Consider the following 24465-nt stretch of genomic DNA (forward strand, 5'->3'; position numbering starts at 1 on the left):
TTTCTCAGGTTTCCCGCGAAATAACGAAGCGGGCGACGTCTCGCAAGGGTTCGGCACGGGTTCCATAGGGGCTTAAGGCCGCACAGGCTTCATCGACCAAGGCCACGGCACGCGCTTTCGCCCCCTCAAGACCCAGAAGCGACACGAACGTCGCCTTCCCCGCATCTGCATCCTTGCCCACGGCCTTGCCGGTTTTTTCGACATCGCCCTCGACATCGAGAATGTCGTCCTGAATCTGGAAGGCGAGGCCCAGCGCCTTGGCATAGGCGCCCAGCGGTGTGGGATCGGCCCCAGCCAGAACCGCCCCCGCACGGGCGGACCATTCGATCAGCGCCCCGGTCTTGTTGCCCTGCAACACAGTGATCTCGTCGAGGCTCAGAGGCGTAGCGGAGGTTTCCGCCGCAATATCCTGCGCCTGCCCCAGAACCATGCCCCGTACACCGGAAGAACGCGCCAGAGAGGCGATCAATTCGACCCGAACCTGACTGGAAACACCCAGTTCTGGCCAGGTCAAAAGCTCGAAAGCAAGGGGCTGAAGCGCGTCGCCCACGAGCACGGCGGTCGCTTCGTCCCAGCGCTTATGCACGGTCGGCTGCCCCCGGCGCAAATCGTCGTCGTCCATACAGGGCAGATCGTCATGCACAAGGCTGTAGGCATGCAGCGCCTCAATCGCGGCGGCGGCCCAGACCGATTGCGCGGGCGCAATCCCATGCAGCGCCGCACCTTCCATCACGAGGAAAGCCCGCAAACATTTGCCGCCCTCAAGTGCATAGCGCATGCCCTCCTCGACCGGCATGGCACCAAGCGGGGACAAAACAGTCTCAAAACAGGCGGAAACCGCCGCTTTGCAACGCGCCAGACCGTCTTGCATCAGACACCTTCGGCCTTGGTCACGCCCTTGGCTTGGCCATCCGGGCCGATGGTGATCTTTTCGACCTTTTCCTCGGCGTCCTTGAGCTTGGCCTCGCAATGCGCCTTGAGCGCCGCGCCGCGTTCGTACAAAGCAATGCTGTCCTCAAGCGCCACGTCACCGCGTTCGAGCTTGCTCACAACCTCGTTCAACTCCGCCATAGCGGTTTCAAAGGACATTTCGCTGACCGGCGTATCGCTCATCTGACTCTCCAAAATGCTTTCTCACTGCATATAGGAAAACCGGCGGGAAAAGCCAGTTTGACTTTGCCGACTTACTCCGGCGTCAGCATATATCCCGCACCCCGCACGGTCTGAAGATAACGCGGCTGGCGCGGGTCGTCTTCGAGCTTGCGGCGCAGACGCGTGATCTGGACATCGACGGCCCGCTCCTGCGCCTGATCGCCATCGCGTCCCAGCCGTTCGACCAACTCGCTCCGCGTGACCGGCTCTCCCGCCGAGGTCACGAAAATCTTCATCAACTGCGCCTCGGTCCCGGTCAGCCGCACGATCTGGTCGCCTTCCCAAAGCTCGCCGCGCTCGACATCGTAACGGAACCGCCCGAGATGCAGGTATTTCGGCCCCGCCTCCGCCTGCTCCATCTGCGGCATCCGGCGCAGCACCGCGTTGATCCGCAACAAAAGCTCTTTCGGCTCGAACGGCTTCGGCAGGTAATCGTCCGCCCCCGCCTCAAGCCCGGCAATCCGATCCTCGGTCTCGCCCTTCGCGGTCAAAAGCATGATCGGCGTCGAAAGGGTCTTACGCAGATCGCGCGTCAGGCTGATCCCGTCCTCGCCCGGCATCATCACATCGAGCACAATGAGATCGAATTCCAGCCCCGCAAGCAAACGCCGCGCATGGGCCGCATCCCGCGCCGCCGTCACACAAAACCCGTGCCGGATGAGGAACTTCTGCAACAGCCCCCTGATCCGCTCGTCATCGTCCACAATCAGAAGGTGGATTTCCCCACTCAACCTAGTCCTCCTTCCCGGACAGCGCGTTGAAAAACGCCGTCTGATCCGGGTCCATCATCGCCTCGAGCACCTGCCGGAACCCCGAAACGGCCTCGTGTCCCGCCTCGCGATACGCCGCGCGCATCCGGGCGCGTTGCACCTCTGCAATCTCACCTTCCAGCACTTTGCCCGTCTCCGTCAAATAGAGATGACGTTCGCGCTTGTCCTGAACGCCCACTCGGCTTTCCACCAGACCGTCTTCGATCAACGTCCGCAGCACACGGTTGAGCGACTGTTTCGTCACGCCGAGAATGCCCAGAAGGTTGTTCACATTGGTGCCCGGAGCACGGGAAATGAAATGCAGTGCACGGTGATGCGCCCGGCCATAGCCGTGTTTTTCGAGAATACGATCCGGGTCCGCCGTAAAACCGCGATAAGCAAAGAACATCGCCTCGATGCCCTTACGAAGCTGTTCATCCGTCAGAAAAAGCAGTGCTTCCCCACTCTTGGTTCCGCCAGATTTACCATCCGCCATATCCTGCCTCGTTCTCGAACTGCGCAAATTACGTACAGTTTAAGTCAGTGTTGTTGACATTCCAAGACGGAATTGATAGCGAAACCGGGATTTCACGCAACAATCATCCCATTTGATGCCACCCGGCGCAACTTCATGAAAGAGGGATGTCGACAAAGGAGAGTCCCATGGCTGGCAGCTACGAAGATCGCGACGGCTACATCTGGATGGACGGCACGCTCGTCGATTGGCGCGACGCCAAGGTCCATATTCTTACCCATGCCATGCATTACGCCTCCTCCGTGTTCGAGGGTGAGCGTTGCTACAATGGCAAGATCTTCAAATCCGTCGCGCATTCCGAACGGCTGCTCGCCTCGGGCAAGGCGCTCGACATGCCGATCCCCTATTCGGTCGAAGAGATCGAAAAGGCGAAATACGACATGCTCAAGGCCAATGGCTGGACCGACGCCTATGTGCGCGTGGTCGCCTGGCGTGGCGCTGGCGAAGACATGGGTGTCTCTGCGCTGCGCAACCCGGTGCGCATGGCCGTCGCCGGTTGGGAATGGGGCGCCTATTATGGCGATGCCAAAATGAAGGGCGCCAAGCTCGACATCGCGAAATGGAAACGTCCCTCGCCGGAAACCATCCCGACCGCCGCCAAAGCCGCCGGTCTCTACATGATCTGCACCATGTCGAAACACGCGGCCGAAGCCAAAGGCTGCTCCGACGCGCTGTTCATGGACTATCGCGGTTATGTCGCCGAGGCGACGGGCGCGAACATCTTCTTCGTCAAGGACGGTGAAGTGCACACGCCGATCCCGGATGCGATCCTGAACGGCATCACCCGCCAAACCGTCATCGCCATGCTCAAGGACAAGGGCGTGACCGTGCACGAACGCCGTATCCTGCCCGAGGAGCTTGAAGGTTTCGAACAATGCTTCCTCACCGGCACCGCCGCTGAAGTGACCCCCGTGGGCCAGATCGGTGACTATATGTTCGAGGTCGGCGCACTCACCCGCGAGATCTCCGAAGATTACGAAAAACTGGTGCGCAGCTGAGATCAAACCCTTTTGCGCTCCCAGCAAAGGACATTAACCGGGAAATAAGGGCTTTCTGCCAATCTGCGCGCACATGATTGGCAGGAGGTTCCCGTGGTCTCGAAAAAAGACACCATCGTCATTACCCTCATCACGGTGTTCGTCGTAACACCGGCCATTCTGGCGCTGACCGCGTATTTCGTGACAAGAAACCCATCCCTGCGCCCGCTCGGCATCACGGTCGAACGATTAACCGAGGCCGGGCAGATCGAGAACAAGAGCCTGATCATCGCCGTGGTCGACATCGGCCAAGAGGCGAAGGCGACCAGCACCAGAGATCAGTACAAGACCGCCCTCGAAACCGCCTTTGCCCGCATGGAGGCGAAGGTTCAGGTCAAATTCCGCACCATCCCCGGCAGCCGTGAGGTGAACGTCACCTATCTCGTTGGAGAAAGCCGTATCGGCCCCTTTCCCATCGCCCGCGCCGCCGCCGGTGTCGCCGCCGCGACTCAGGCCGAGCGCATGGTCGTCGCCCAACGCAAAGCCGTCGAAAAGGAACAGGAACGCCGCGCCCAGATGAAACGCGACGGTTTCTGGCCTCATGTGCTGGAGTAATGGAAACGCTTTAAAGTGCGTCCGCCTTCTTGCGCTTGGCCGCACTGACCCCAAGCGCGCGCTCGCGCAGAATGATTACGATACCAGCAGCAATCACGATGGACGCGCCCAAAAGCATCGGCTTCGTCGGCACGTCGCCAAACACCGCGTAACCGATGCCCAGAGCGAAGATCATCGAGGCATAATCGAACGGCGCAAGAAGCGAGGCATCGGCATAGCGATAACAGGAGGTCAGGAACACCTGCGCCACTCCGCCGATGAGACCGCCGAGGATCAGAAATACCAGAACCTTACCGCTCGGCATCACCCATGGCGTGACGAACAGGGTCAAAAGCCCCGCAAACGTACAGGACATCGAAAACCAGAACACGATGGAGGTCGTGCTCTCCGTCCGCACCATATTGCGCACATGGAGCTGAACGATGGCCGCCAGACAGGCGCCGCCCAGCGCCATCATCGCCCCAAGCTGCTCCTTCGGGTCCGGTGTGCCATGCAGCACCGTCATCCGTGGCGCAAGCACGATGGTCACCCCGATCAAGCCGGCGAATACGGCTGTGAACCGAAACAGACGCACGTCCTCCCCCGCGAACATCGCTGCGAAAATCACCAGAAGCAGAGGCGAGGCATAGCCGATCACCGTCGCCTCGGGCAGCGGCAAAAGTGCCAGCGCCATGAAATTGAGAAACATCGCACTTGCGCCGATCAGACCGCGCCAAAGATGCCCCATCGGTGATTTAACCCTGAGCCCTGCACGAAACTCACCACGCCCGGCAAGCCAGATGAAGATGATCGGCAAGGCAAAGAACGACCGGAAAAACACCGCCTCGCCCGCAGGCACCTCGTCGCTTGCGGCTTTCACAAGTGCTGCCATGATGACAAAATAGATCACGGAAGCGAGCTTGAGACCGATACCGCGAAACGGCTGCATGATGCGTCTCCTGTCAGGTGGGAATACGCCTGTGTGTCATTCCTCCGTCAGCCGCGCAACGGCCCATCGCGCCGCGTCGCGCACGGTGGGGTCGGCATCCTCGCACAACCCTGCCGCTACGTCACGCAAACCGGGCGAACCCGAATTTCCGATGGCATAGAGCACATTGCGTACGAACCGATCCCGCCCAATCCGCGTGATCGGAGAGCCGGAAAACTTTTCCCGGAACGCCGCATCCTCCAGAAGCGCCAGTTCCGCCAGCGGGGGAGAAATCAAATCCGCCCGCGCCGCAAACCGCACCTCTTTCGCCTCCACCGCGAACTTGTTCCACGGGCATGCCGCCAGACAATCGTCACAACCGTAAATCCGGTTGCCCATTCGCGCGCGCAACTCTTCCTCCACCGGCCCGTGATGCTCAATCGTCAGGTACGAAATGCACCGCCGCGCGTCGATCTGATACGGCGCCGGAAACGCGCCCGTCGGACAAGCGTCGAGACAAGCACGACACGACCCGCAATGGGGCTTTTCCGCTGGATCAGGGTCGAAATCATGGGTCGTAAAAATCGCCCCGATAAAAAACCAATTACCCAGATCGCGAGACAGGAGATTGGTGTGCTTGCCCTGCCAACCAAGCCCGGCCTGCGCCGCCAAAGGTTTCTCCATCACCGGCGCCGTGTCGACGAAAACCTTGATCTCCGTCCCCTCACCGGCCTGCTCAATGAGCCAGCGCCCAAGCCGTTTGAGCCGCTTTTTGACGATGTCATGATAGTCCCGATTGCGGGCATAGACCGAAATTGTGCCAGATTCGGGTCTATTAATCGCCTCCATCGGATCGTCATCCGGCGTATAGGCCTCCGCCAGCATGATCACCGAACGCGCCTCCGGCCAAAGCGCACCGGGGTCCCCCCGCCACTGCATCCGCTCTTCCATCCAGCTCATCTGGCCATGCCGCCCCTCGGCGACAAAACGCTCCAAACGCTCCATCGCACCGGGAATCTCCGGACGCCCGAAAGAGACCTTGGAGAACCCTTCCTCCAAAGCCCGCGCGCGCACGATTTCCTTGTCCAACCCGGCCAAACGAAGCCCTTTCTTTTGTCCGGAAATATCCTCGGGGGAAATTGCCCGAAGGACAAGGGGGGGGGCAGACAGCCCCCGGCATCGCGTTCAGAAATCGAGATCCGTGTAATGTGCCGGTGGCGGAAAACCCGACACCTGATCCGCCAGAAGCGAGCGGAACGACGGGCGCGATTTGATCTTGGCGTACCAATCCTTCACCACATCGTGCCGGTTCCAGTCCACATCCGAGATATAATCGAGAGCAGACAGATGCGCGGCTGCCGCGAAATCGGCGAGCGTCATGGCATCGCCCGCCAGCCAGCGGCGCCGGTCCAGCAACCACGCCATGTAATCAAGGTGATACTTGATCGCCTTCGAGCCCGCCTTGACATTGGCCGCCACCGGATAGCCGGTCTTCATCAACTTGCGGTTCACCCGCTCGTACAGAAGTTTCGACGTCACCTCATGGTGGAACTTGTCATCGAACCACGCCACCAGACGGCGCACCTCATAGCGCCCTTCGATATCCTTCGGCATCAAAGGTGGATTCGGGTAACGCTCTTCAAGGTATTCGCAAATCGGCGCGCTTTCCGACAAATGCATGTCGTCGATCCGCAGCACCGGCACTTTGCCCGCCGGGTTACGCCGCAGGAAATCCGCATCCTGTTCCCAGTACCGCTCTTCGACCAGCTCCACCTCGAGCTTCTTTTCCGCCAAGCAAAGACGCACCTTGCGGCAAAAAGGGGACAGGGGAACGTGGTATAGGCGGATCATGATCTCTACTCGCGGTTTTCTCTCTACTTGCCGCAAGCCCCGCGGCAGTTCAATCCTCGAAACAGGACGCGCGCCCGTCTCGCGCAATTGTGGCCGCCCCATCCACGATCTGCGCAGCTCTTTGCCGAACGAAAGGACCCGGATTTCCGGCATCGCGTGTCTTCGGCGACGGCAGGATCGCGGCAAGTCGGGCAGCTTGCGTCGCGGTCAAATCTTCGGGACCCACCCCGAAGTAATGCCGCGCAGCGGCTTCGGCGCCGAACACGCCTTCGTCGAACTCGGCGATATTGAGATACACTTCAAGAATCCGCTTCTTGCTCCAGCTCAGCTCGACCACGGGAGTGAGCAACGCCTCAAGCGCCTTGCGCGGCCAGCTCCGCCCATGCCATAGAAAGGCGTTTTTCACCGTCTGCTGGGTGATCGTGGATGCGCCGCGATTGCCCCCCTCGGAGATGGCGGACCGAATCGCCCCGAGATCGAATCCCCAGTGCTTACAGAAATTTGCGTCCTCCGCGGCGACCACGGCGCGGGCGAGATGCGGCGACATCCGCTCGATCGGCGTCCATTGATAATCGACCATCTGCCCCTGACGCCCGCTTTCCGCCAACATGTAAAACGTCCCCGGCACCGGGATCACCGAATAGGACAGAATCCAAGCGAGCACGAGAATGAAAGCCAGAAGAATGCCGCGCAAGACACGGCGGCGCAGACGTTGAAACATGCCCACGGGCCTCGCGGAGTTCGTTTTGGATTTGCGCGTCTTAGCCATGGGGACGAGGAACCATGCGGGGCGCGGGGAGGTCAAGCCTCGGCTGCGTACACAAAAGAAAAAGCCCCCGAAACGGGGGCTTTTTGCTGGATCGGTGTCGATTTCACTCGGCCGGAATCGCGCCTTTTTCAAGCGTAAGCGGCACCGGCAAGTGAATGAGCATCTCTTTCGGGCAGATCTGGAGGAAGTTGCCTTTCTCCTCGTCCCAGTGATCGAGAATTTCCTTCGCCTTGATGGAATGCGTTTCCTTGGCGTGACGTTCGATGAGTTCCTTGAGCTGGGTCTCCCAATGATCCACTGTGACCGGGCACGTCACGAGGGTCTCGAGGTTCATCAGGTCGAGCGCCTTGCCCTCCGGGTCGTAGAGATAGGCCATACCGCCCGTCATCCCCGCCCCGAAGTTCGCGCCGATGGTGCCCAAGATCACCGCAATCCCGCCGGTCATGTATTCACAACCGTTGGAGCCGCAGCCCTCGATCACCACTTTCGCACCGGAATTGCGCACCGCGAACCGCTCGCCCGCACGACCAGCAGCAAAGAGATAGCCGTCGGTCGCGCCATAAAGCACGGTGTTGCCGATGATCGTGTTCTGATCGGCGATGAGCGGCGAATGCATCGGCGGACGCACCACTACGGTGCCGCCAGAGAGGCCCTTCGCCACATAGTCGTTGGCGTCACCCGATACTTCGATCTTGAGACCCGGCGCAGCGAAAGCGCCCAGCGACTGACCCGCAGAGCCCGTGAGTTTCACGGTCAGGTGGTCGGGCTGGAGGCTGTTGCGCATGCCGAATTTCGACACGATATGCGACGAGGTGCGCGTCCCGATGGTGCGAAGCGTGTTCTGCACCGCATAGGAGAGCTGCATCTTTTCGCCATCGTTGAGGAAGCGTGCGGCATCCGACACGATCTGCGCATCGAGCGTATCCGGCACCGCATTGCGCGGTTTGGAACGGTCATAGACGATCCGGTCCGAACCATCGACGGAGAGCAGAAGCGGGTTGAGGTCGAGATCGTCGAGATGTGCCGAGCCACGCGAAGTCTGGGTCAGAAGATCGGCACGACCGATGACTTCGTCCAGCGACCGCGCCCCGAGAGAGGCGAGCAGCTCACGCACTTCCTGCGCATAGAAGGTGATCAGGTTGACGACCTTGTCGGCATTGCCGGCAAACTTCGCACGCAGGCGCTCGTCCTGGGTACAGACGCCGACCGGGCAGGTGTTCGACTGGCACTGACGCACCATGATACAGCCCATCGCGATCAGAGCGGCGGTGCCGATGCCGTATTCCTCGGCGCCCATCATCGCCGCCATGACGATGTCGCGACCGGTGCGCAGACCGCCATCGGTACGAAGCGTCACACGATCCCGCAGGTTGTTCATCGCAAGCACCTGATGCGCCTCGGTGAGACCCATTTCCCACGGCAGACCGGCGAATTTGATCGAAGTCGCTGGCGAGGCGCCCGTGCCCCCGTTGTGACCGGAGATCAGGATGATGTCGGCTTTCGCTTTCGCCACACCGGCGGCAATCGTACCGACGCCGGAGGAGGCCACGAGTTTCACCGTCACCTTGGCTTTCGGGTTGATCTGTTTCAGGTCATAGATGAGCTGCGCCAGATCTTCGATGGAGTAGATGTCATGGTGCGGCGGCGGCGAGATCAGCGTCACGCCTTTGGTCGAGTGCCGCAGCTTGGCGATGAGGTCGGTGACCTTCATCCCCGGAAGCTGACCACCCTCGCCCGGTTTCGCACCTTGGGCAACCTTGATCTCCAGCTCTTCGCAATGGATCAGGTATTCGGCGGTCACACCGAAACGACCCGACGCCACCTGTTTGATCTTCGCGGACGCGTTGTCACCATTGGGTTCCGGCGTGAAATCGTCCGGAGACTCACCGCCCTCACCCGAGTCGGATTTCGCCCCGATCCGGTTCATCGCGATGGACAGCGTGCGGTGCGCCTCGGGCGACAGCGCGCCCAGCGACATCCCCGGCGTCACGAAGCGTTTGCGGATCGAGGTGATTGATTCCACCTCTTCGATCGGCACCGGTTTGCCGAGCGCTTTGAAGTCCAACAGATCGCGCAGATGGATCGGCGGCATCGACTGCATCTTAGCCGAATACTGCTTCCACATCTCATAGGATGCACGATCACAGGCCGATTGCAGCATGTGCATCGACTGCGCTTCCCATGCATGGGTCTCGCCCGATTTCCGCGCTTTGTAGAAGCCGCCGATCGGCAGCGTGTTGCCGCCAAGCCAGCCCTGTTTGTGCACGGCTTCGAGTTTGCGCTGAATGCCACCGACACCGATGCCGGAAATCCGCGAGTGCATCCCCGGGAAGAAATCCGCCACCATGGCGCGCGACAGGCCCACGGCCTCGAAGTTCAGACCACCGCGATAGGAGGAAATCACCGAAATCCCCATCTTCGCCATGATCTTCAACAGACCCGCATCCACCGCCGCACGATAGCGCGACACCGCTTCGGTCAGGGTGCAATCCAAGAGCCCGCGCTCGATACGATCCGCAATCGAATCCTCAGCCAGATAGGCGTTCACGATGGTCGCACCGCAGCCGATCAGCACCGCGAAGTAATGCGGGTCGATACATTCGGCAGAGCGCACACCCAGCGAACAGAAGGTCCGCAGCCCCTTGCGCGTCAGCCAGCTATGCACCGCAGAGGTCGCGAGAATCATCGGCATCGCGATTTTCTCTTCGCTTTGCTTCTTGTCGCTCAGAATAATGTGACCGCCACCGGAGCGCACAGCCTCTTCGGCCTCCGCACGGATGCGTTCCAGCCCGTCACGCAGCGCGTTCGGCCCGCCGTTCACCGGGAAGGTACAGTCGATCTCGGTCATCGGCGCATTGAAATGGCCTTTCAGCGCCTCGAACTGGGCATTGCCGACAAACGGGCTTTCCAGCACGAGAATCTCGGTCTGGGAGCTGTCCTCGTCGAGCACGTTCTTGAGGTTGCCGAACCGCGTTTTGAGCGACATCACGCGATATTCGCGCAAGCTGTCGATCGGCGGGTTGGTGACCTGAGAAAAGTTCTGGCGGAAGAAGTGGCTGAGCGGACGGTATTTCTCCGACAACACAGCCGCAGGCGTATCGTCGCCCATGGAAGCAAGCGCTTCCTTGCCGTCTTCGGCCATCGGAGCCAGCATCTGTTCCAGCTCTTCGATGGTGTAACCGGCCGCGATCTGACGCTTCTTAAGCTCGGCGCCGGTGAAAATCGCCGTCTCCTTCAGACCCGCAAGCTCTTCGTCCAGATCGACGATCTTGCCGACCCAATCGCCAAAGGGCTGGGAATTCGCCAGACGGTTCTTGATGTCCACGTCGTGGTAAAGCTTGCCCTCGGCCATATCGACGGCCAGCAACTGCCCCGGACCCAGCGCGCCTTTTTCCACCACGGTCGCCTCGTCGGTCGGCACCATGCCCACCTCGGAGCCCGCGATCACAAGACCGTCACCGGTGACGACATAGCGCATCGGACGCAACCCGTTCCGGTCGAGACCGGCACAGACCCAGCGACCGTCGGTCATCGCCAATGCGGCCGGACCGTCCCACGGCTCCATCACGGAGTTCACGTAGGAATACATGTCGCGCCACGCCTGCGGCAGTTCCTCGGCGTTTTTCGACCAGGCTTCGGGCACCAGCATGGTTTTCGCCATCGGTGCAGACCGCCCGGCACGCACCAGCACCTCGAAGACGGAATCGAGCGCGGCAGAGTCCGACGAGCCTTGCGGGATGATCGGCTTGATGTCCTCGGCCATGTCGCCGAAGGTCGACGAGGCCATGCGGATCTCGTGCGATTTCATCCAGTTGGTGTTGCCTTTGATCGTGTTGATCTCACCGTTATGCGCCAGCATGCGGAACGGCTGGGCCAGCCACCACTGCGGGAAGGTGTTGGTGGAATAGCGCTGGTGATAGATCGCGAAGGCGCTCTCGAACCGCTCGTCCATCAGGTCCGGGTAGAACACCGCGACCTGTTCGGCCAGCATCATGCCTTTGTAGATGATCGAACGGCAGGACAGCGAACAGATGTAAAGCTCGCGCACACCGGCGGCCTGGGCGGCCTTCTCGATCCGGCGGCGGATGACGTAAAGTTCGCGCTCGAACGTCTCTTCGTCCACGCCTTTGGAGTTGGAGATCAGGATTTGCTCGATCTCGGGACGCGTTGCATTGGCCTTCTCGCCCAGGCAGGACGTGTCCACCGGAACATGGCGCCAGCCGTAAATGTAATAGCCCATGCGGAGCACTTCGGTTTCCACGATGGTCCGGCAGGTCTCCTGCGCGGAGAAATCCGTGCGGGGCAGAAACACCTGACCCACGGCCAGCAATTCGCCGTGACGGGCTTCGTGCCCGGTACGGCGAATCTGGTCGCCAAAGAAATGGTGCGGGATCTGAACGTGGATGCCCGCGCCATCGCCGGTTTTGCCGTCGGCGTCCACGGCACCACGGTGCCAGATCGCTTTCAGCGCGGATATGCCGTTTTCCACGACCTTGCGGGATTTCGACCCGTCGATGGACACCACGAGACCCACCCCGCAGGAGGAGTGCTCGTCGTCTTCGCGGAACAGCGAGTGCTCCGCCATCCACTGGCGTTTCGCCTCTTCACGGGCGGCCCAGCTTTCATCAAATTTCGTCATGTCGGATACCTTTCAGATAAAGGCGGCAGGGACCTCTCCCTGCCCTTTTGAAGTCGAATTACTCAGCCGCCACAGCCGCGCTCTGATCGAGATACTCGACCATCGCATCGGCGGCTTCGCGACCGTCCCGGATCGCCCAGACCACAAGCGACGCGCCGCGCTGGATGTCGCCACAGACATAGACACCCTCGAGGTTGGTCGCATGGGTTTTGAAGTCGGCCATAACTGTGCCCCAACGGGTAGTCTCAAGCTCTTCGACACCCCAGAGGTTCGGCAGATCTTCCGGCTCAAAACCAAGCGCCTTGATCACAAGATCGGCCTCTTCGATATAGTCGGCGCCCTCGATGATCTCAGGCGACTGACGCCCGGAAGCATCCGGCGCACCAAGGCGCATCTTCTGCACCATGACGCCTGTGACCGGATCGCCCGCAAAGCCTTTCGGCGCGGAGAGCCAGACGAATTCGACGCCTTCTTCCTCGGCGTTCTGGGTCTCGCGCTGAGACCCCGGCATGTTGGCACGGTCGCGACGATAGAGACATTTGACCGAGGTCGCGCCCTGACGGATCGCGGTCCGCAAACAGTCCATCGCTGTGTCCCCGCCACCGATCACGACGACCTTCTTGCCAGCGGCGTTCAGCTCGCCACTCTCGTACTCTTCAACCTCATCGCCAAAGGACAGCTTGTTCGAGCAGGTGAGATAGTCGATCGCACGCACGATTCCGGCGGCACCGGCCCCCGGCCCCTTGAGATCGCGGGACTTGTAGACACCCGTGGCAATCAGCACGGCATCGTGTTTGCCGCGGATCGCATCGAAGGAAATGTCTTCGCCCACGTTGCAGTTCATCACGAACTCGACACCCGAATCCTCGAGCTGCTTGACGCGACGCAGGACGATGTCCTTCTCGAGCTTGAAACCCGGAATGCCATACATCATAAGTCCGCCGGCACGGTCCGAGCGTTCGTAGACCGTGACCTTGAGGCCCGCACGGCGCAGACGGTCTGCAGCGGCCAGCCCCCCCGGACCGGAGCCGATGATGCCAACGCTTTCCTCGCGCTCGACAGCGGGTTTGATCAGCTCGACCCAACCTTCTTCCCAAGCCGTGTCGGTGATGTATTTTTCGACGGAACCGATGGTCACAGTGCCGTGGCCGGACTGTTCAATGACGCAGTTGCCTTCGCAGAGACGGTCCTGCGGGCAGATGCGACCGCAGATTTCAGGGAAACTGTTGGTGGCCTGAGAAATCTCATAGGCCTCTTTCAGCCGTCCCGTTGCAGTCAGACGCAGCCAGTCGGGGATGTTGTTGTGCAGCGGGCAGTGGGTATGGCAGTAGGGCACACCGCATTGAGAACAGCGCGACGCCTGTTCCTTGGCTTTTTCATCCGCGAACTCGCCGTAGATTTCCAGAAAATCGTCCTTACGATCCTCCGCGTCCCGCTTGATCGGCATATCCCTGCCTACGGTCACGAATTTGAGCATCGGCTCTTTCGCCATGACACCACATCTCCGAAGGTTGGTAAAATTGTCGAGGCCTCATTATAGCGTCTCGAAAAAAAAGAAAAGTCAGAAGTACTGTCTTATTTTTCATTTCTGGGCCACCGCGCAGCGGAAATTCAGGCCGCAATGTCAAATAATACGTCATAATTATTGACTTATAATTTGCCTTCTTATTGATTCCAAATGAGTTTACCCTAACCGCCACCAAGGCCGCATCGGAGATCCCATGAGCCTCTTTTATCTTCTCATCGTCGCAATCGTGCAGGGTATCACGGAGTTTCTTCCGGTTTCGTCCTCCGGACACCTGATTCTATTGCCTCTTTTCCTTGGCACGCACGACCAGGGTCAGGCCATCGACGTGGCCGTCCATGTCGGCACGCTGGGGGCCGTGATCCTATATTTCTGGCGCGACGTGAAGGACGGCCTCGCCGGGCTGCCCCGGTTGATGACCGGGCGTATCGACACGCCCGGCTCCAAACTCGCCTTTCTTCTGGTCGTCGCCACCGTCCCGGTGATCGTGATCGGCCTCATCCTCAAGATCACCGGACTGTCCGACGCCATGCGCTCGCCGCTGGTCATCGGCTGGACCATGCTGATCTTTGGTCTCGTGCTCTATTGGTTCGACCAGAAGGGCACCGAAGTGAAGAGAGAGACAGACTGGACCCTCAAGGACGCGATCAAGCTCGGTCTCTGGCAGGCGGTGGCCCTGATCCCCGGCACCTCCCGCTCAGGCATCACCATCACCGGCGCGCGCGCCATGGGATACACCCGCGCGGATGCGGCGAAAATTTCCATGCTGATGTCGATCCCGACCATCATGGCCTCCGGCATCCTGCTTGGCGCGGAGGTGGTCGGAGACGCGGATTGGGCGATGCTGAAAGATGCGGCCATCGGAGCGGTGTTCGCCTTTGGCGCGGCGCTCCTTGCTCTGACCCTGATGATGCGGCTGCTGAAATCGGTGAGCTTCACACCCTATGTCATCTACCGTGTGATCCTAGGTGTGGTGCTTCTCGCCATGGCCTATAGCTAAAAGAAAACGCGCCCCGGGAGGGCGCGTTTGTCATTCGATCCATGGGCGCGATCAGATTTCGCGCAGGTTTTTCGCGCTTTCGCGAATGGCGTCATACTGACCACCGTCGCGGTACACCCACATGTAATCAGGCAGAACCGCCTGCATCGCCGTCGGCTTGATCCCCAGATCAGCAAAGCTCTTGGCGCTTCCGGACACGACATTGTCGACCTTCAGGTTGGCGATCTGATCGCGTGTCAGGATACCGTTGTGGAACAGGCCCAGCGACACTTTCTGCAACACGGTGAAACCGAAAGCCATCAGACTGCCGACCCAGAAGGGCAGACCGATCACCGGACGCTTGCGATGCACGACCTTGAGCATTTCCGCCATCAACTCGCGGAAGCTGCAGACATCGGGCCCGCCCAGCTCATAGATCCCCGGCTCCGCCTGCCCCAGAACGCCCTTGACGGCGGCCTGCGCCACATCATCGACATAGACCGGCTGGAATTTCGTATTGGCGCCCACAAGCGTGAGAACCGGATTTTTTTCCGCCATCTTGCCAAAACGGTTGAAGAACTGGTCCTCCGTCCCGAAAATCACCGACGGGCGCAGGATTACGGCCGACGGGAAGGCCGCAAGCACCTTGGCCTCGCCTTCCGCCTTGGTCCGCGCGTATCTGGACGCCGCCCCGGCATCCGCCCCCAGCGCCGAAAGGTGCACGAGCTGCGCCACGCCTTCTTCCGCTGCAATACGCGCGATGCGGCCAGCGCCGTCGGCCTGCACGGCATCAAAGGAATTCTTGCCACGCTCGGTCAGTACGCCCACGCAGTTCACGACCGCATCCGCGCCAAGCATGGCCGCACGCACGGAGGCGTCGTCACGAATGTTGCAGAACACCGGCTCGACCTGTCCAACCGCACCGTAAGGTTTGACGTGAAGCGATTCGTTGGGGCGACGCACTGCGACGCGGACACGCCAGCCCTCCTTTGCCATACGACGGGCGATATACCGCCCGACAAAGCCAGCGCCGCCATAGATGGTGACCAGTTTCGTCATCTGCATCTCCAATGCCAAATTGTCGCGTCTGGTTTAGCTTTTCAGGCGGAAATGAACAAGGGATCTTCGCTCTCGCAAAAAACATTGAAAATGGCCGTTGACACGCCCCGCGTCTGCCTTTAGATCACCGCCTCACGACGCATCTGTGCCCAGATGGCGGAATTGGTAGACGCGCCAGCTTCAGGTGCTGGTGTCTGTATGGACGTGGAGGTTCGAGTCCTCTTCTGGGCACCAAAATCCCCCCTTTTGAACATCGCAAAATGTCATTCAGGCGGGATTGCGTCGTGCCTCCTGCGTCATAAGTGGAAACGGCGTCCGATCTTGTGGCGAAATGCGCCCATGTTCGACTCCAACATCTGCCCGCGCGCTACGGAACCTGCATGCCATATGCGTCAGTCCCGAATGAGACCCGCAAGATATTTACCATATTCGGTTTTCTTGAACGTTTCGGCATGCTCCCGCATTTTCCCGGTGTCGATCCAGCCTCTTTGATAGGCAATCTCTTCCGGACAGCCCGATTGCATACCCTGACGCATCGAGAGCGTGCGCACGAAATTCCCGGCATCCAGAAGCGAGCCATGCGTGCCAGTGTCGAGCCAGGCGTAACCACGCCCCATCCGCTCCACCGACAGCGTGCCATCGGCAAGATAGCTTTCAAGCAGTGTCACGATTTCCAACTCGCCACGCGGCGAAGGCCGGACTTCTTTTGCCCTGCGCGGCGCATCGCCATCGAGGAAATAGAGCCCGGTGACCGCGTAATTCGACGGCGGGACCTCGGGTTTCTCGATGATTTCCTCGACCATGCCTTCGGCATCGAACCTGACCACGCCATAGCGCTCGGGATCGGCCACATGATAGCCGAACACGGTGCCGCCCAGTTCTTTGGCATCGGCCTCGGCCAGCATCTCCGGCAAGCCATGACCAAAGAAGATGTTATCGCCCAGCACCATGGCGGAGGGCGCACCATCGAGGAAATCTTCTGCGAGAATATAGGCCTGAGCCAGACCGTCGGGCGAGGGCTGGGTGATGTAGGTCAGGGACAGACCCCATTGCGATCCATCGCCCAGAAGGCGTTTGAACTGATCTTGATCCTGCGGCGTGGTGATCATCGCGATCTCGCGAATGCCCGAAAGCATCAGCACGGAGAGTGGATAGTAGATCATCGGCTTGTCGTAGATCGGCATAAGCTGTTTCGAGACAGCCATAGTCAGCGGATAAAGCCGCGTGCCGGAGCCGCCTGCGAGGATGATGCCTTTGCGGTCGGTCATGATGTCTTCCCCAACTCTTTAAGAACCTCGGCCAAACCGGCCTTCCAGTCCGGGCGTTTTATCCCGAATGTGGCCTCCGTCCTGCTGCAATCCATGCGGCTGTTGCCCGGACGTTTCGCGGGCGTCGGATAAGCCGACGTCGGGATGTCCTCGACCGCCATCGCCTTGCCGGCCTGCGCGAAAATCTCGCGGGCGAAATCCGCCCAGCTCACATCCGGCGCACCGGAGAAATGATAGGTTCCGGCTCTGTTCGGGTCTGTTTTGAGCCGCTCCACGATGGTCACACAAGCCTTCGCGATGTCGCGTGCGGGCGTTGGGCCGCCGATCTGATCGGCCACGACCGTAAGCTTGTCGCGGGTCTCGGAAAGCCGCAGCATGGTTTTGACGAAGTTCCCGCCATAAGCCGAGAACACCCAAGACGTGCGCAGGATCGCAAAAGCCCCGCCCGCCTCTCGAACGCCATTCTCGCCCTCGAGCTTGGTCTCGCCATAAACACCCAGCGGGGCGGTCGGATGATCGGGGGCGAAGGGCGCATCCCCTGCCCCGTCGAACACATAATCGGTCGAGATATGCACGAAAGGAATGCCCAGATCGGCGCAGGTCTCGGCCATCTCTGTGGGCGCCGCCGCATTGACCAGCGTGGCGGCCAATGGGTCGTCTTCGGCCTTGTCGACGGCGGTATAGGCCGCGGCATTGATCACAGCCTCGGGTTTGAGATCGCGGATGATCCGGCCACAGACCAACGGATCGGTCAGATCCGCCTCATCGCGCCCAAGGAACGTGGCCTCGGGCAGAAGCATTTGCAGCTCGCTCGCCACTTGACCGGTTTTGCCGAAAACGAGGATCATGCCTTAACCCCCAACCGTTCCCCGACCCCGTGGCGTTGCTGCAGGGCACGCCACCAATCCTCGTTGTCGAGATACCAAACGACCGTCTGCGCCAGCCCCTCTTCGACCGTCACCGAAGGCCGCCAGCCAAGTTCTTCGCGGATGCGCGACGGGTCAATCGCATAGCGCGCATCATGACCCGGACGATCCGTCACAAAAGTGATCTGATCGGCATAACTTCCGCTGGATTTGGGTCGCTTTTGATCGAGAATGGCACAGAGCGTTTTCACCAGCTCGAGGTTCGTCCGCTCGTTTTCGCCACCGATATTATAGCTTCGCCCGATCTCGCCCTTTTCGACCACCAGCAAGAGCGCGTCGGCATGATCCTCGACATAAAGCCAATCGCGAATGTTCGAGCCGTCGCCGTAAATCGGCAGAGGCTTGCCCGCCAGAGCATTCAGGATGATCACCGGAATGAGTTTCTCAGGGAAGTGGAACGGTCCGTAATTGTTCGAGCAATTGGTCAGAACCACCGGCAGCCCATAGGTCTCATGCCATGCGCGCACCAGATGATCCGAGCTGGCTTTCGAGGCCGAATAGGGCGAACGCGGGTCGTAGGGGGTGTCTTCGGTAAACTTGATCGCCGGATCGTTGGGCAGCGAGCCAAACACCTCATCCGTTGAAATGTGGTGAAAGCGGAAGCTCTCCGGCTTGCCCGTCTCGACCCAGTATTTGCGCGCCGCCTCCAGCATGTTGAACGTGCCGGTGATATTCGTCTCGATGAAATCGCCCGGCCCGTCGATAGAGCGGTCCACATGGCTTTCGGCGGCCAGATGCATCACCGCATCGGGCCTATGTTTGGTAAAAACAGTGTCCAATCCCGCCCGATCACGAATATCGACCTGCTCGAACGCATAGAGCGGGCTGTCGGACACAGAGGCCACATTGTCGAGGCAGGCCGCATAGGTCAGCGCATCGACATTCACCACCTCATACCCGCGAGACACCGCAAGCCGCACCACGGCGGAGCCGATGAACCCCGCGCCTCCTGTCACCAGAACTTTCATATGTTGTCCTTCGTGAAAGGCGTCTCGAACGCGGCGAAAACCTGCGCCTTCTCATCCTTTTCCGAGATCACCGGCGTGATCCCCTCAAGCGGCCAGTCGATGCCACAACTGTCCCATTTCACCGCACCGTCGCAGTCCGGCGCGTAGTGATCGGTGCATTTGTAGACGATCTCGCTATCCGGCTCGAGCGTCATGAAGCCATGCAGGAAACCCGCCGGTATCCAGAGTTGCTTGCCATTCTCGAACGACAGCTCCTCTCCAACCCATTGGCCGTAAGTCTCCGATCCTTTGCGCGCATCCACGGCCACATCGAAAATCCGGCCCCGCCCACAACGGACAAGCTTGCCCTGCGCATGCGGCGGGCTTTGGAAATGCAGGCCCCGCACCGTGCCGACTTCGCGCGAAAGCGAATGGTTGTCCTGCACGAATTCCGGCAAATCGAGTCCCGCTTCGATCAGTTTCTTCTTGTTCCAGCTTTCGGAAAAGAACCCGCGATGGTCGCCGAACCGGGGCGGCGTAATAAGATAAACGCCCGGAAGCGAAGTTGGAGAAATCATGACGACCTGTCTTTTCCTCTGGAAACACACTTGCGCCGAAGGTGCATAATTTCTGCCCCAGCCGCAATCTTTCGCATTTCATAAAACAAGACTATCGCCAATTTGCAGCACTGGCGCCAAGCTGCCCTCAAAAACGCGCAGGGGAACACCGCTCCCCCGCGCGGACATCTCAGAAGTCCCAGTCCTCATCTTCGGTCGCAACCGCCTTGCCAATCACATAGGACGAGCCGGAACCGGAGAAGAAATCGTGGTTTTCGCTGTCGGGGCTGAGAGCGGCCAGAATTGCCGGGTTCACCTCGGAGACTTCGGACGGGAACAGTGCCTCGAACCCGAGGTTTTGCAACGCCTTGTTGGCGTTGTAATGCAGGAAGGTTTTGACGTCCTCGGTCAGGCCGATCTCGTCATAAAGCTCCTCGGTGTATTGGTTTTCGATCTCGTACAGCTCGAACAAAAGGCTATAGGCATAGTCCTTGAGCGCCTGTTGTTCGGCCTCCGGCAGCTTTTCCATGCCGCGCTGGAATTTATAGCCGATGTAATAGCCATGCACCGCCTCGTCGCGAATGATCAGCCGGATGAGGTCCGCCGTGTTCGTCAGCTTCGCGCGCGACGACCAATACATCGGCAGGTAGAAGCCCGAGTAGAACAGGAAGCTTTCGAGGAACACCGAGGCAATCTTGCGTTTCAGAGGATCGTTTCCGGGCGCGTAGGTCTCCAAAATGGCCCGCGCCTTGGCTTGCAGATGCGGGTTCTCTTCGGACCAGCGGAAGGCCTCGTCGACCTCTTTCGTCGAGCAGAGCGTCGAGAAGATCGAGGAATAGGACCGCGCGTGGACGGCCTCCATGAAGGCGACATTGGTCAGAACGGCCTCTTCATGCGGCGTCACAGCATCGGGCATCAAGGACGGCGCGCCGACGGTGTTTTGGATCGTGTCCAAAAGCGTCAGGCCGGTAAACACCCGGATCGTCAGGGTTTTCTCAAAATCCTTGAGCGTCGCCCAGCTCGGGATGTCGTTCGACAGCGGCACTTTCTCCGGCAGCCAGAAGTTCACCGTCAGACGGTTCCAGACCTCGAGGTCTTTATCGTCCTCGAGGCGGTTCCAGTTGATGGCGCGCGGGATGCGGATATCGGTCATATCTTTCATAAGAGCCTCCTCAGAGCGTGCAGGACACGCAGCCTTGCACTTCGGTGCCCTCAAGGGCGGCCTGACGCAAGCGGATGTAATAGATGGTCTTGATGCCTTTTTTCCACGCGTAAATCTGCGCTTTGTTGATGTCGCGCGTGGTGGCCTCTGCCGGGAAAAACAGGGTCAGGGACAGGCCCTGATCGACGTGTTCGGTTGCCGCCGCATAGGTGTCGATCAGGGCTTCCGGCCCGATCTCATAGGCGTCGCGGTAATACTCGAGGTTCTCGTTCGACATGAAGGCGGCAGGGTAATAGACGCGACCGATTTTGCCCTCTTTGCGAATCTCAACTTTCGACACAATAGGATGGATCGAAGAGGTCGAATTGTTGATATAGGAGATAGAGCCCGTCGGCGGCACGGCCTGAAGGTTGCGGTTGTAAAGCCCGTCCTTCATCACCGCCTCTTTGAGGTTCGCCCAGTCTTCGCGGGTCGGCAGGTCCATGCCTTCGAAGAGCGATTGCACCTTCTCGCTTTCCGGCAACCAATCGCGGTCGGTGTATTTGTCGAAGAAGTTGCCATTGGCGTAGTCACTGTCGGCAAAGCCCTTGAAGCTCTCGCCATGTTCGCGTGCCAAAGCGTTACTCTCGCGGATCGCGTGATAGGCGACAGCGGCGAAATAGACGGAGGTGAATTCGACACCTTCGGGGCTGCCGTAATGGATGTGTTCGCGGGCGAGGAACCCATGCAGGTTCATTTGGCCCAAGCCGATGGCATGGCTTTCATCATTGCCGCGACGGATCGATGGCACGCTATCAATCGCGGACATTTCCGACACGGCGGTCAGCGCACGCACGGCGGTGCCGACGCTTTGGCCCAGATCCTTGCCGTCCATGGTCTTCGCGATATTCAAGGACCCGAGGTTGCAGGAAATATCGGTGCCGAGGTGGCTGTAGCTCAGGTCGTCGTTGAACTCGGAGGCCTCGTTGACCTGCAAAATCTCGGAGCAGAGGTTCGACATGTTGATCCGGCCCGCGATCGGGTTCATCCGGTTCACCGTGTCCTCGAACATGATGTAGGGATAGCCGCTTTCGAACTGAATTTCCGCGATGGTTTGGAAGAATTCGCGCGCGTTGATCTTTTTCTTGTGGATGCGTTTGTCGTCCACCATCTCTTCGTATTTCTCGGTGACCGAAATCTCAGAGAAGGGCACGCCGTAGACCTTTTCCACGTCATGCGGGGAGAAGAGATACATGTCGGCGTTTTTCTTGGCCAACTCAAAGGTCACGTCGGGGATCACCACGCCCAAAGACAGCGTCTTGATGCGGATTTTCTCGTCGGCGTTTTCGCGTTTGGTGTCCAAGAACCGCATAATATCAGGGTGGTGCGCGTTCAGGTACACGGCGCCGGCGCCCTGACGTGCGCCCAATTGGTTGGCGTAGGAAAAGCTATCTTCGAGGAGCTTCATCACCGGAATGACGCCCGAAGACTGGTTCTCGATGCCTTTGATCGGCGCGCCGTGTTCGCGGATGTTGGTCAGCAAAAGCGCTACACCGCCGCCGCGTTTCGACAGTTGCAGCGCGGAGTTGATGCCGCGGCCGATGCTTTCCATGTTGTCTTCGAGACGCAGAAGAAAGCACGAGATCAACTCGCCACGGGATTTCTTGCCGGCGTTCAAAAACGTCGGTGTTGCGGGCTGGAACCGGCCCGACAGCATTTCGTCCATGAAGGACAAAGCCAGCGCTTCGTCACCGCGCGCCAGAGCCAGAGCGGTCATCACCACACGGTCCTCGTAGCGCTCAAGATAGCGCTGCCCGTCGCGAGTCTTCAGCGTGTAGGAGGTGTAATATTTGAAGGCGCCGAGGAAGGTCGGGAAGCGGAATTTCTTGGCATAGGCCTCGTCCCAAATCTTGCGCATGAAGTTCTTGGAATATTGGTCCAGAACCTCCGCCTCGTAATAGCCTTCCTCGACGAGATAGCCGAGTTTCTCATCGAGCGAGTGAAAGAACACGGTGTTCTGGTTCACATGCTGCAAAAAATACTGCCGCGCGGCCATGCGGTCGGCCTCGAACCGGATATGACCATCGGCGTCATAGAGGTTCAGCATGGCGTTCAAAGCGTGGTAATCGAGACCGTTCAGGTCGCTGTCGAGCATGGCTCCATCCCCAATTTTTCCAATCCCGCACGCACGCGGGTCAAATCCCTGTCAAATCCCGCCAACTCGAATTTATAGAGCAGCGGGACATTGCATTTGCGGGCGATGACGTCGCCCGAACTGGCAAACAATGTGCCGAAATTCCGATTGCCCGTGCCGATCACGCCCACAAGATGCGCGCGGTTCGCCACATCGTTGAGAAACCGGATCACCTGTTTCGGCACTGCACCGCGCCCTTCGCCATCCGCATAGGTCGGACAGATCAAAACGAAAGACCGGGTCGCGGCAGGCATCGCCTCTTTCGGAGAGATCGGGATGCGTTTGGCGCCAAGTCCAAGCCGCTCCACGAAGCGCACCGTGTTGCCCGAGGCCGATGAGTAAAAGATGATCTCCGGGACGTTCTCTGGGACGCTGGGCGGTCGTACCTCTGCGCCCATCGGATCAGGACAGGCGGGCGATCATATCCGGGCGAAACCCGGACCAGTGATCCTCACCGGCCACCACAACCGGCGCCTGACGGTAGCCGAGACCGGTAACATGGCTCATCGCATCGTCATCCTGCGTCAGGTCGATGATGTCATAGGAGATGCCTTTCGCGTCGAGCGCACGGGTCGTCGCGGTACACTGCACACAGGCCGGTTTGGAATAGACGGTGATGCTCATTTTGTCCTCTCGCTTTTCATTCAGCCGAGGACGCGCACGGAAAACCCGTATCACACGCCCCCGAACCCTCCGTTCGTGGTCACTTCATGCTTCCGGCAGGTCTCCTGACTTGCGGGTCGCAGCATTGGCTGGCCTTCCCGGGCAAAGGCCCAGTGGCATGATCAGCCGTGCTCACCGCTTACAGTTACGGGGGTAGCGCCGGATTTTCACCGATCTTCCCTCTTAGCTATCGACTCATGTCGATAGAACCGAAGCAACATCATATAGCTTCTTGGGGCGGCATACTGTCAACATATAGATAGAGCTTGACAGGGATTTCCTGAGTCTCACCGAAGACTCGCTGGCTCCCTTGCCCCGGCACGGCGGAAGGCTTATGCACATCCGCACAGTGGGATTTCAGCGCGAAAGGCCAGAGCCATGGCGAATTTTCTGTATCAAAACGACCTCCCCGACGATCTCGATCTTGGCCCCGTGGTGGCGATTGATTGCGAAACCATGGGACTGAACCCGCATCGCGATCGCCTCTGCCTCGTGCAAATGTCCGGCGGTGACGGCAATGCCCATCTCGTACAGGTGTCACGCGGCCAGACTGAGGCCCCCAACCTGTGCAAGATGCTGGCCGACCCGAAGGTGCTTAAACTTTTCCACTTCGGGCGCTTCGACATCGCGGCGATGTATCACACCTTCGGCACGCTCGCGCAGCCGGTCTACTGCACCAAAATCGCCTCGAAACTGGTGCGCACCTTCACTGATCGGCACGGCCTCAAGAACCTGCTCGAACAATTGCTCAAGGTCGACATTTCGAAATACCAGCAGATGAGCGACTGGGGAGCCGAGGAGCTGACCGCCGCCCAGCTCGATTACGCCGCCTCCGACGTGCTCTATCTGCACCAGTTGCGCGACAAGCTGAACGCCATGCTCGAACGCGAAGGCCGGATGGAGATTGCGCAATCCTGCTTCGATTTCCTGCCGACCCGCGCCAAGCTCGATCTCGAAGGCTGGCCCGAGATCGACATTTTCTCTCACTGACATCCCCACGGAGCGTCACGAC

General features: G+C 59.7%; 23 protein-coding genes, 1 tRNA gene and 1 riboswitch. Of the genes, 5 read left to right on the top strand and 19 right to left on the bottom strand.

Annotated elements, in window-relative coordinates:
* Positions 1 to 4 precede the first annotated feature (4 nt).
* The 4 genes from NH195_RS03630 to NH195_RS03645 form a co-directional block, all read right to left on the bottom strand.
* Positions 5 to 871 carry a polyprenyl synthetase family protein gene (locus tag NH195_RS03630; protein ID WP_081423775.1) on the bottom strand — a complete coding sequence of 289 codons (867 nt, stop codon included), beginning with the start codon at positions 869 to 871 and terminating at the stop codon, positions 5 to 7.
* The gene (locus tag NH195_RS03635) at positions 871 to 1113 is read right to left on the bottom strand and encodes an exodeoxyribonuclease VII small subunit (protein ID WP_066703249.1); all 243 of its coding nucleotides are present in this window, start codon (positions 1111 to 1113) and stop codon (positions 871 to 873) included. Before NH195_RS03635 ends, NH195_RS03630 begins: the two co-directional genes overlap by 1 nt.
* Before the next feature lie 71 nt (positions 1114 to 1184).
* On the bottom strand, positions 1185 to 1883 hold the full coding sequence (locus NH195_RS03640) for a response regulator (RefSeq protein ID WP_066703252.1): 699 nt from the start codon (positions 1881 to 1883) through the stop codon (positions 1185 to 1187).
* Position 1884: 1 nt separating this feature from the next.
* Positions 1885 to 2397 carry a MarR family winged helix-turn-helix transcriptional regulator gene (locus NH195_RS03645; protein WP_066703255.1) on the bottom strand — a complete coding sequence of 171 codons (513 nt, stop codon included), beginning with the start codon at positions 2395 to 2397 and terminating at the stop codon, positions 1885 to 1887.
* Positions 2398 to 2564: 167 nt separating this feature from the next.
* Between NH195_RS03645 and NH195_RS03650 the strand changes: the two genes are divergently transcribed.
* A complete protein-coding gene (locus NH195_RS03650) occupies positions 2565 to 3434 on the top strand; it encodes a branched-chain amino acid aminotransferase (protein WP_066703257.1) in 870 nt (289 codons plus the stop codon).
* 93 nt (positions 3435 to 3527) lie between these two features.
* Complete coding sequence (locus tag NH195_RS03655; protein WP_066703259.1) at positions 3528 to 4028, top strand: hypothetical protein; 501 nt, start codon at positions 3528 to 3530, stop codon at positions 4026 to 4028.
* A 10-nt stretch (positions 4029 to 4038) separates the two neighbouring features.
* On the opposite strand, the gene NH195_RS03660 is transcribed toward NH195_RS03655, so the two are convergent.
* From NH195_RS03660 to NH195_RS03685, 6 genes are all read right to left on the bottom strand, one after another.
* Positions 4039 to 4956 (bottom strand): DMT family transporter, encoded by a 918-nt coding sequence (locus NH195_RS03660; protein WP_066703262.1) that lies wholly within the window; start codon positions 4954 to 4956, stop codon positions 4039 to 4041.
* Between the two features lie 36 nt (positions 4957 to 4992).
* Complete coding sequence (gene queG, locus NH195_RS03665; protein ID WP_066703265.1) at positions 4993 to 6033, bottom strand: tRNA epoxyqueuosine(34) reductase QueG; 1041 nt, start codon at positions 6031 to 6033, stop codon at positions 4993 to 4995.
* Between the two features lie 87 nt (positions 6034 to 6120).
* Positions 6121 to 6786: an FtsZ-binding protein FzlA gene (fzlA, locus tag NH195_RS03670; protein WP_066703267.1), complete on the bottom strand. Its 666-nt coding sequence runs from the start codon at positions 6784 to 6786 to the stop codon at positions 6121 to 6123.
* A gap of 49 nt (positions 6787 to 6835) precedes the next feature.
* On the bottom strand, positions 6836 to 7507 hold the full coding sequence (gene mtgA / locus NH195_RS03675) for a monofunctional biosynthetic peptidoglycan transglycosylase (RefSeq protein WP_420795651.1): 672 nt from the start codon (positions 7505 to 7507) through the stop codon (positions 6836 to 6838).
* 151 nt (positions 7508 to 7658) lie between these two features.
* Positions 7659 to 12194, bottom strand: coding sequence for a glutamate synthase large subunit (gltB, locus tag NH195_RS03680; protein ID WP_066703272.1), 4536 nt, complete (start codon positions 12192 to 12194; stop codon positions 7659 to 7661).
* A 58-nt stretch (positions 12195 to 12252) separates the two neighbouring features.
* Positions 12253 to 13686, bottom strand: a complete 1434-nt coding sequence (locus NH195_RS03685) for an NAD(P)-dependent oxidoreductase (protein WP_066703274.1) — start codon at positions 13684 to 13686, stop codon at positions 12253 to 12255.
* Between the two features lie 229 nt (positions 13687 to 13915).
* Here NH195_RS03685 and NH195_RS03690 point away from each other — a divergent pair, with 229 nt between their 5' ends.
* Positions 13916 to 14719 carry an undecaprenyl-diphosphate phosphatase gene (locus NH195_RS03690; protein WP_066703277.1) on the top strand — a complete coding sequence of 268 codons (804 nt, stop codon included), beginning with the start codon at positions 13916 to 13918 and terminating at the stop codon, positions 14717 to 14719.
* A 51-nt stretch (positions 14720 to 14770) separates the two neighbouring features.
* Here the strand turns inward: NH195_RS03690 and NH195_RS03695 are convergent, their stop codons facing one another.
* Positions 14771 to 15757, bottom strand: a complete 987-nt coding sequence (locus NH195_RS03695) for a complex I NDUFA9 subunit family protein (protein WP_066703591.1) — start codon at positions 15755 to 15757, stop codon at positions 14771 to 14773.
* A 147-nt stretch (positions 15758 to 15904) separates the two neighbouring features.
* Between NH195_RS03695 and NH195_RS03700 the strand changes: the two genes are divergently transcribed.
* Positions 15905 to 15991 (top strand) — tRNA-Leu (locus tag NH195_RS03700).
* Positions 15992 to 16149: 158 nt separating this feature from the next.
* Here NH195_RS03700 and rfbA read toward each other — a convergent pair.
* The 8 genes from rfbA to nrdH all read right to left on the bottom strand — a co-directional run bounded on the left by rfbA (position 16150) and on the right by nrdH (position 23414).
* Complete coding sequence (gene rfbA, locus NH195_RS03705; RefSeq protein WP_066703284.1) at positions 16150 to 17025, bottom strand: glucose-1-phosphate thymidylyltransferase RfbA; 876 nt, start codon at positions 17023 to 17025, stop codon at positions 16150 to 16152.
* Positions 17022 to 17873 carry a dTDP-4-dehydrorhamnose reductase gene (gene rfbD, locus NH195_RS03710; protein WP_066703287.1) on the bottom strand — a complete coding sequence of 284 codons (852 nt, stop codon included), beginning with the start codon at positions 17871 to 17873 and terminating at the stop codon, positions 17022 to 17024. Before rfbD ends, rfbA begins: the two co-directional genes overlap by 4 nt.
* Complete coding sequence (gene rfbB / locus NH195_RS03715) at positions 17870 to 18919, bottom strand: dTDP-glucose 4,6-dehydratase (protein ID WP_066703290.1); 1050 nt, start codon at positions 18917 to 18919, stop codon at positions 17870 to 17872. Before rfbB ends, rfbD begins: the two co-directional genes overlap by 4 nt.
* Positions 18916 to 19476 (bottom strand): dTDP-4-dehydrorhamnose 3,5-epimerase, encoded by a 561-nt coding sequence (gene rfbC / locus NH195_RS03720; protein ID WP_066703293.1) that lies wholly within the window; start codon positions 19474 to 19476, stop codon positions 18916 to 18918. The genes rfbB and rfbC overlap by 4 nt, the downstream gene beginning before the upstream one ends.
* 169 nt (positions 19477 to 19645) lie before the next feature.
* A complete protein-coding gene (gene nrdF / locus NH195_RS03725) occupies positions 19646 to 20617 on the bottom strand; it encodes a class 1b ribonucleoside-diphosphate reductase subunit beta (RefSeq protein ID WP_066703296.1) in 972 nt (323 codons plus the stop codon).
* A 10-nt stretch (positions 20618 to 20627) separates the two neighbouring features.
* A complete protein-coding gene (nrdE, locus tag NH195_RS03730; RefSeq protein ID WP_066703303.1) occupies positions 20628 to 22751 on the bottom strand; it encodes a class 1b ribonucleoside-diphosphate reductase subunit alpha in 2124 nt (707 codons plus the stop codon).
* The gene (gene nrdI, locus NH195_RS03735; RefSeq protein ID WP_066703306.1) at positions 22733 to 23188 is read right to left on the bottom strand and encodes a class Ib ribonucleoside-diphosphate reductase assembly flavoprotein NrdI; all 456 of its coding nucleotides are present in this window, start codon (positions 23186 to 23188) and stop codon (positions 22733 to 22735) included. The genes nrdE and nrdI overlap by 19 nt, the downstream gene beginning before the upstream one ends.
* 4 nt (positions 23189 to 23192) lie before the next feature.
* Positions 23193 to 23414, bottom strand: coding sequence for a glutaredoxin-like protein NrdH (nrdH, locus tag NH195_RS03740; protein WP_066703309.1), 222 nt, complete (start codon positions 23412 to 23414; stop codon positions 23193 to 23195).
* 77 nt (positions 23415 to 23491) lie between these two features.
* A riboswitch (cobalamin riboswitch) is annotated at positions 23492 to 23682 on the bottom strand.
* A gap of 149 nt (positions 23683 to 23831) precedes the next feature.
* Between nrdH and NH195_RS03745 the strand changes: the two genes are divergently transcribed.
* Positions 23832 to 24443: a ribonuclease D gene (locus tag NH195_RS03745; protein ID WP_066703314.1), complete on the top strand. Its 612-nt coding sequence runs from the start codon at positions 23832 to 23834 to the stop codon at positions 24441 to 24443.
* The last annotated feature ends 22 nt before the right edge of the window (positions 24444 to 24465 follow it).

Source organism: Celeribacter ethanolicus, from assembly GCF_001550095.1.
Classification (GTDB): Bacteria; Pseudomonadota; Alphaproteobacteria; order Rhodobacterales; family Rhodobacteraceae; genus Celeribacter; species Celeribacter ethanolicus.

Excerpts from the sequence above, each read along its gene's own strand:
- NH195_RS03630 (WP_081423775.1), bottom strand. The coding sequence starts at position 871 with ATGCAAGACGGTCTGGCGCGTTGCAAAGCGGCGGTTTCCGCCTGTTTT.
- NH195_RS03635 (WP_066703249.1), bottom strand. The coding sequence starts at position 1,113 with ATGAGCGATACGCCGGTCAGCGAAATGTCCTTTGAAACCGCTATGGCG.
- NH195_RS03645 (WP_066703255.1), bottom strand. The coding sequence starts at position 2,397 with ATGGCGGATGGTAAATCTGGCGGAACCAAGAGTGGGGAAGCACTGCTT.
- NH195_RS03650 (WP_066703257.1), top strand. The coding sequence starts at position 2,565 with ATGGCTGGCAGCTACGAAGATCGCGACGGCTACATCTGGATGGACGGC.
- NH195_RS03660 (WP_066703262.1), bottom strand. The coding sequence starts at position 4,956 with ATGCAGCCGTTTCGCGGTATCGGTCTCAAGCTCGCTTCCGTGATCTAT.
- fzlA (WP_066703267.1), bottom strand. The coding sequence starts at position 6,786 with ATGATCCGCCTATACCACGTTCCCCTGTCCCCTTTTTGCCGCAAGGTG.
- mtgA (WP_420795651.1), bottom strand. The coding sequence starts at position 7,507 with ATGTTTCAACGTCTGCGCCGCCGTGTCTTGCGCGGCATTCTTCTGGCT.
- gltB (WP_066703272.1), bottom strand. The coding sequence starts at position 12,194 with ATGACGAAATTTGATGAAAGCTGGGCCGCCCGTGAAGAGGCGAAACGC.
- NH195_RS03685 (WP_066703274.1), bottom strand. The coding sequence starts at position 13,686 with ATGGCGAAAGAGCCGATGCTCAAATTCGTGACCGTAGGCAGGGATATG.
- NH195_RS03690 (WP_066703277.1), top strand. The coding sequence starts at position 13,916 with ATGAGCCTCTTTTATCTTCTCATCGTCGCAATCGTGCAGGGTATCACG.
- NH195_RS03695 (WP_066703591.1), bottom strand. The coding sequence starts at position 15,757 with ATGACGAAACTGGTCACCATCTATGGCGGCGCTGGCTTTGTCGGGCGG.
- rfbA (WP_066703284.1), bottom strand. The coding sequence starts at position 17,025 with ATGACCGACCGCAAAGGCATCATCCTCGCAGGCGGCTCCGGCACGCGG.
- rfbD (WP_066703287.1), bottom strand. The coding sequence starts at position 17,873 with ATGATCCTCGTTTTCGGCAAAACCGGTCAAGTGGCGAGCGAGCTGCAA.
- rfbB (WP_066703290.1), bottom strand. The coding sequence starts at position 18,919 with ATGAAAGTTCTGGTGACAGGAGGCGCGGGGTTCATCGGCTCCGCCGTG.
- rfbC (WP_066703293.1), bottom strand. The coding sequence starts at position 19,476 with ATGATTTCTCCAACTTCGCTTCCGGGCGTTTATCTTATTACGCCGCCC.
- nrdF (WP_066703296.1), bottom strand. The coding sequence starts at position 20,617 with ATGAAAGATATGACCGATATCCGCATCCCGCGCGCCATCAACTGGAAC.
- nrdE (WP_066703303.1), bottom strand. The coding sequence starts at position 22,751 with ATGCTCGACAGCGACCTGAACGGTCTCGATTACCACGCTTTGAACGCC.
- nrdI (WP_066703306.1), bottom strand. The coding sequence starts at position 23,188 with ATGGGCGCAGAGGTACGACCGCCCAGCGTCCCAGAGAACGTCCCGGAG.
- nrdH (WP_066703309.1), bottom strand. The coding sequence starts at position 23,414 with ATGAGCATCACCGTCTATTCCAAACCGGCCTGTGTGCAGTGTACCGCG.
- NH195_RS03745 (WP_066703314.1), top strand. The coding sequence starts at position 23,832 with ATGGCGAATTTTCTGTATCAAAACGACCTCCCCGACGATCTCGATCTT.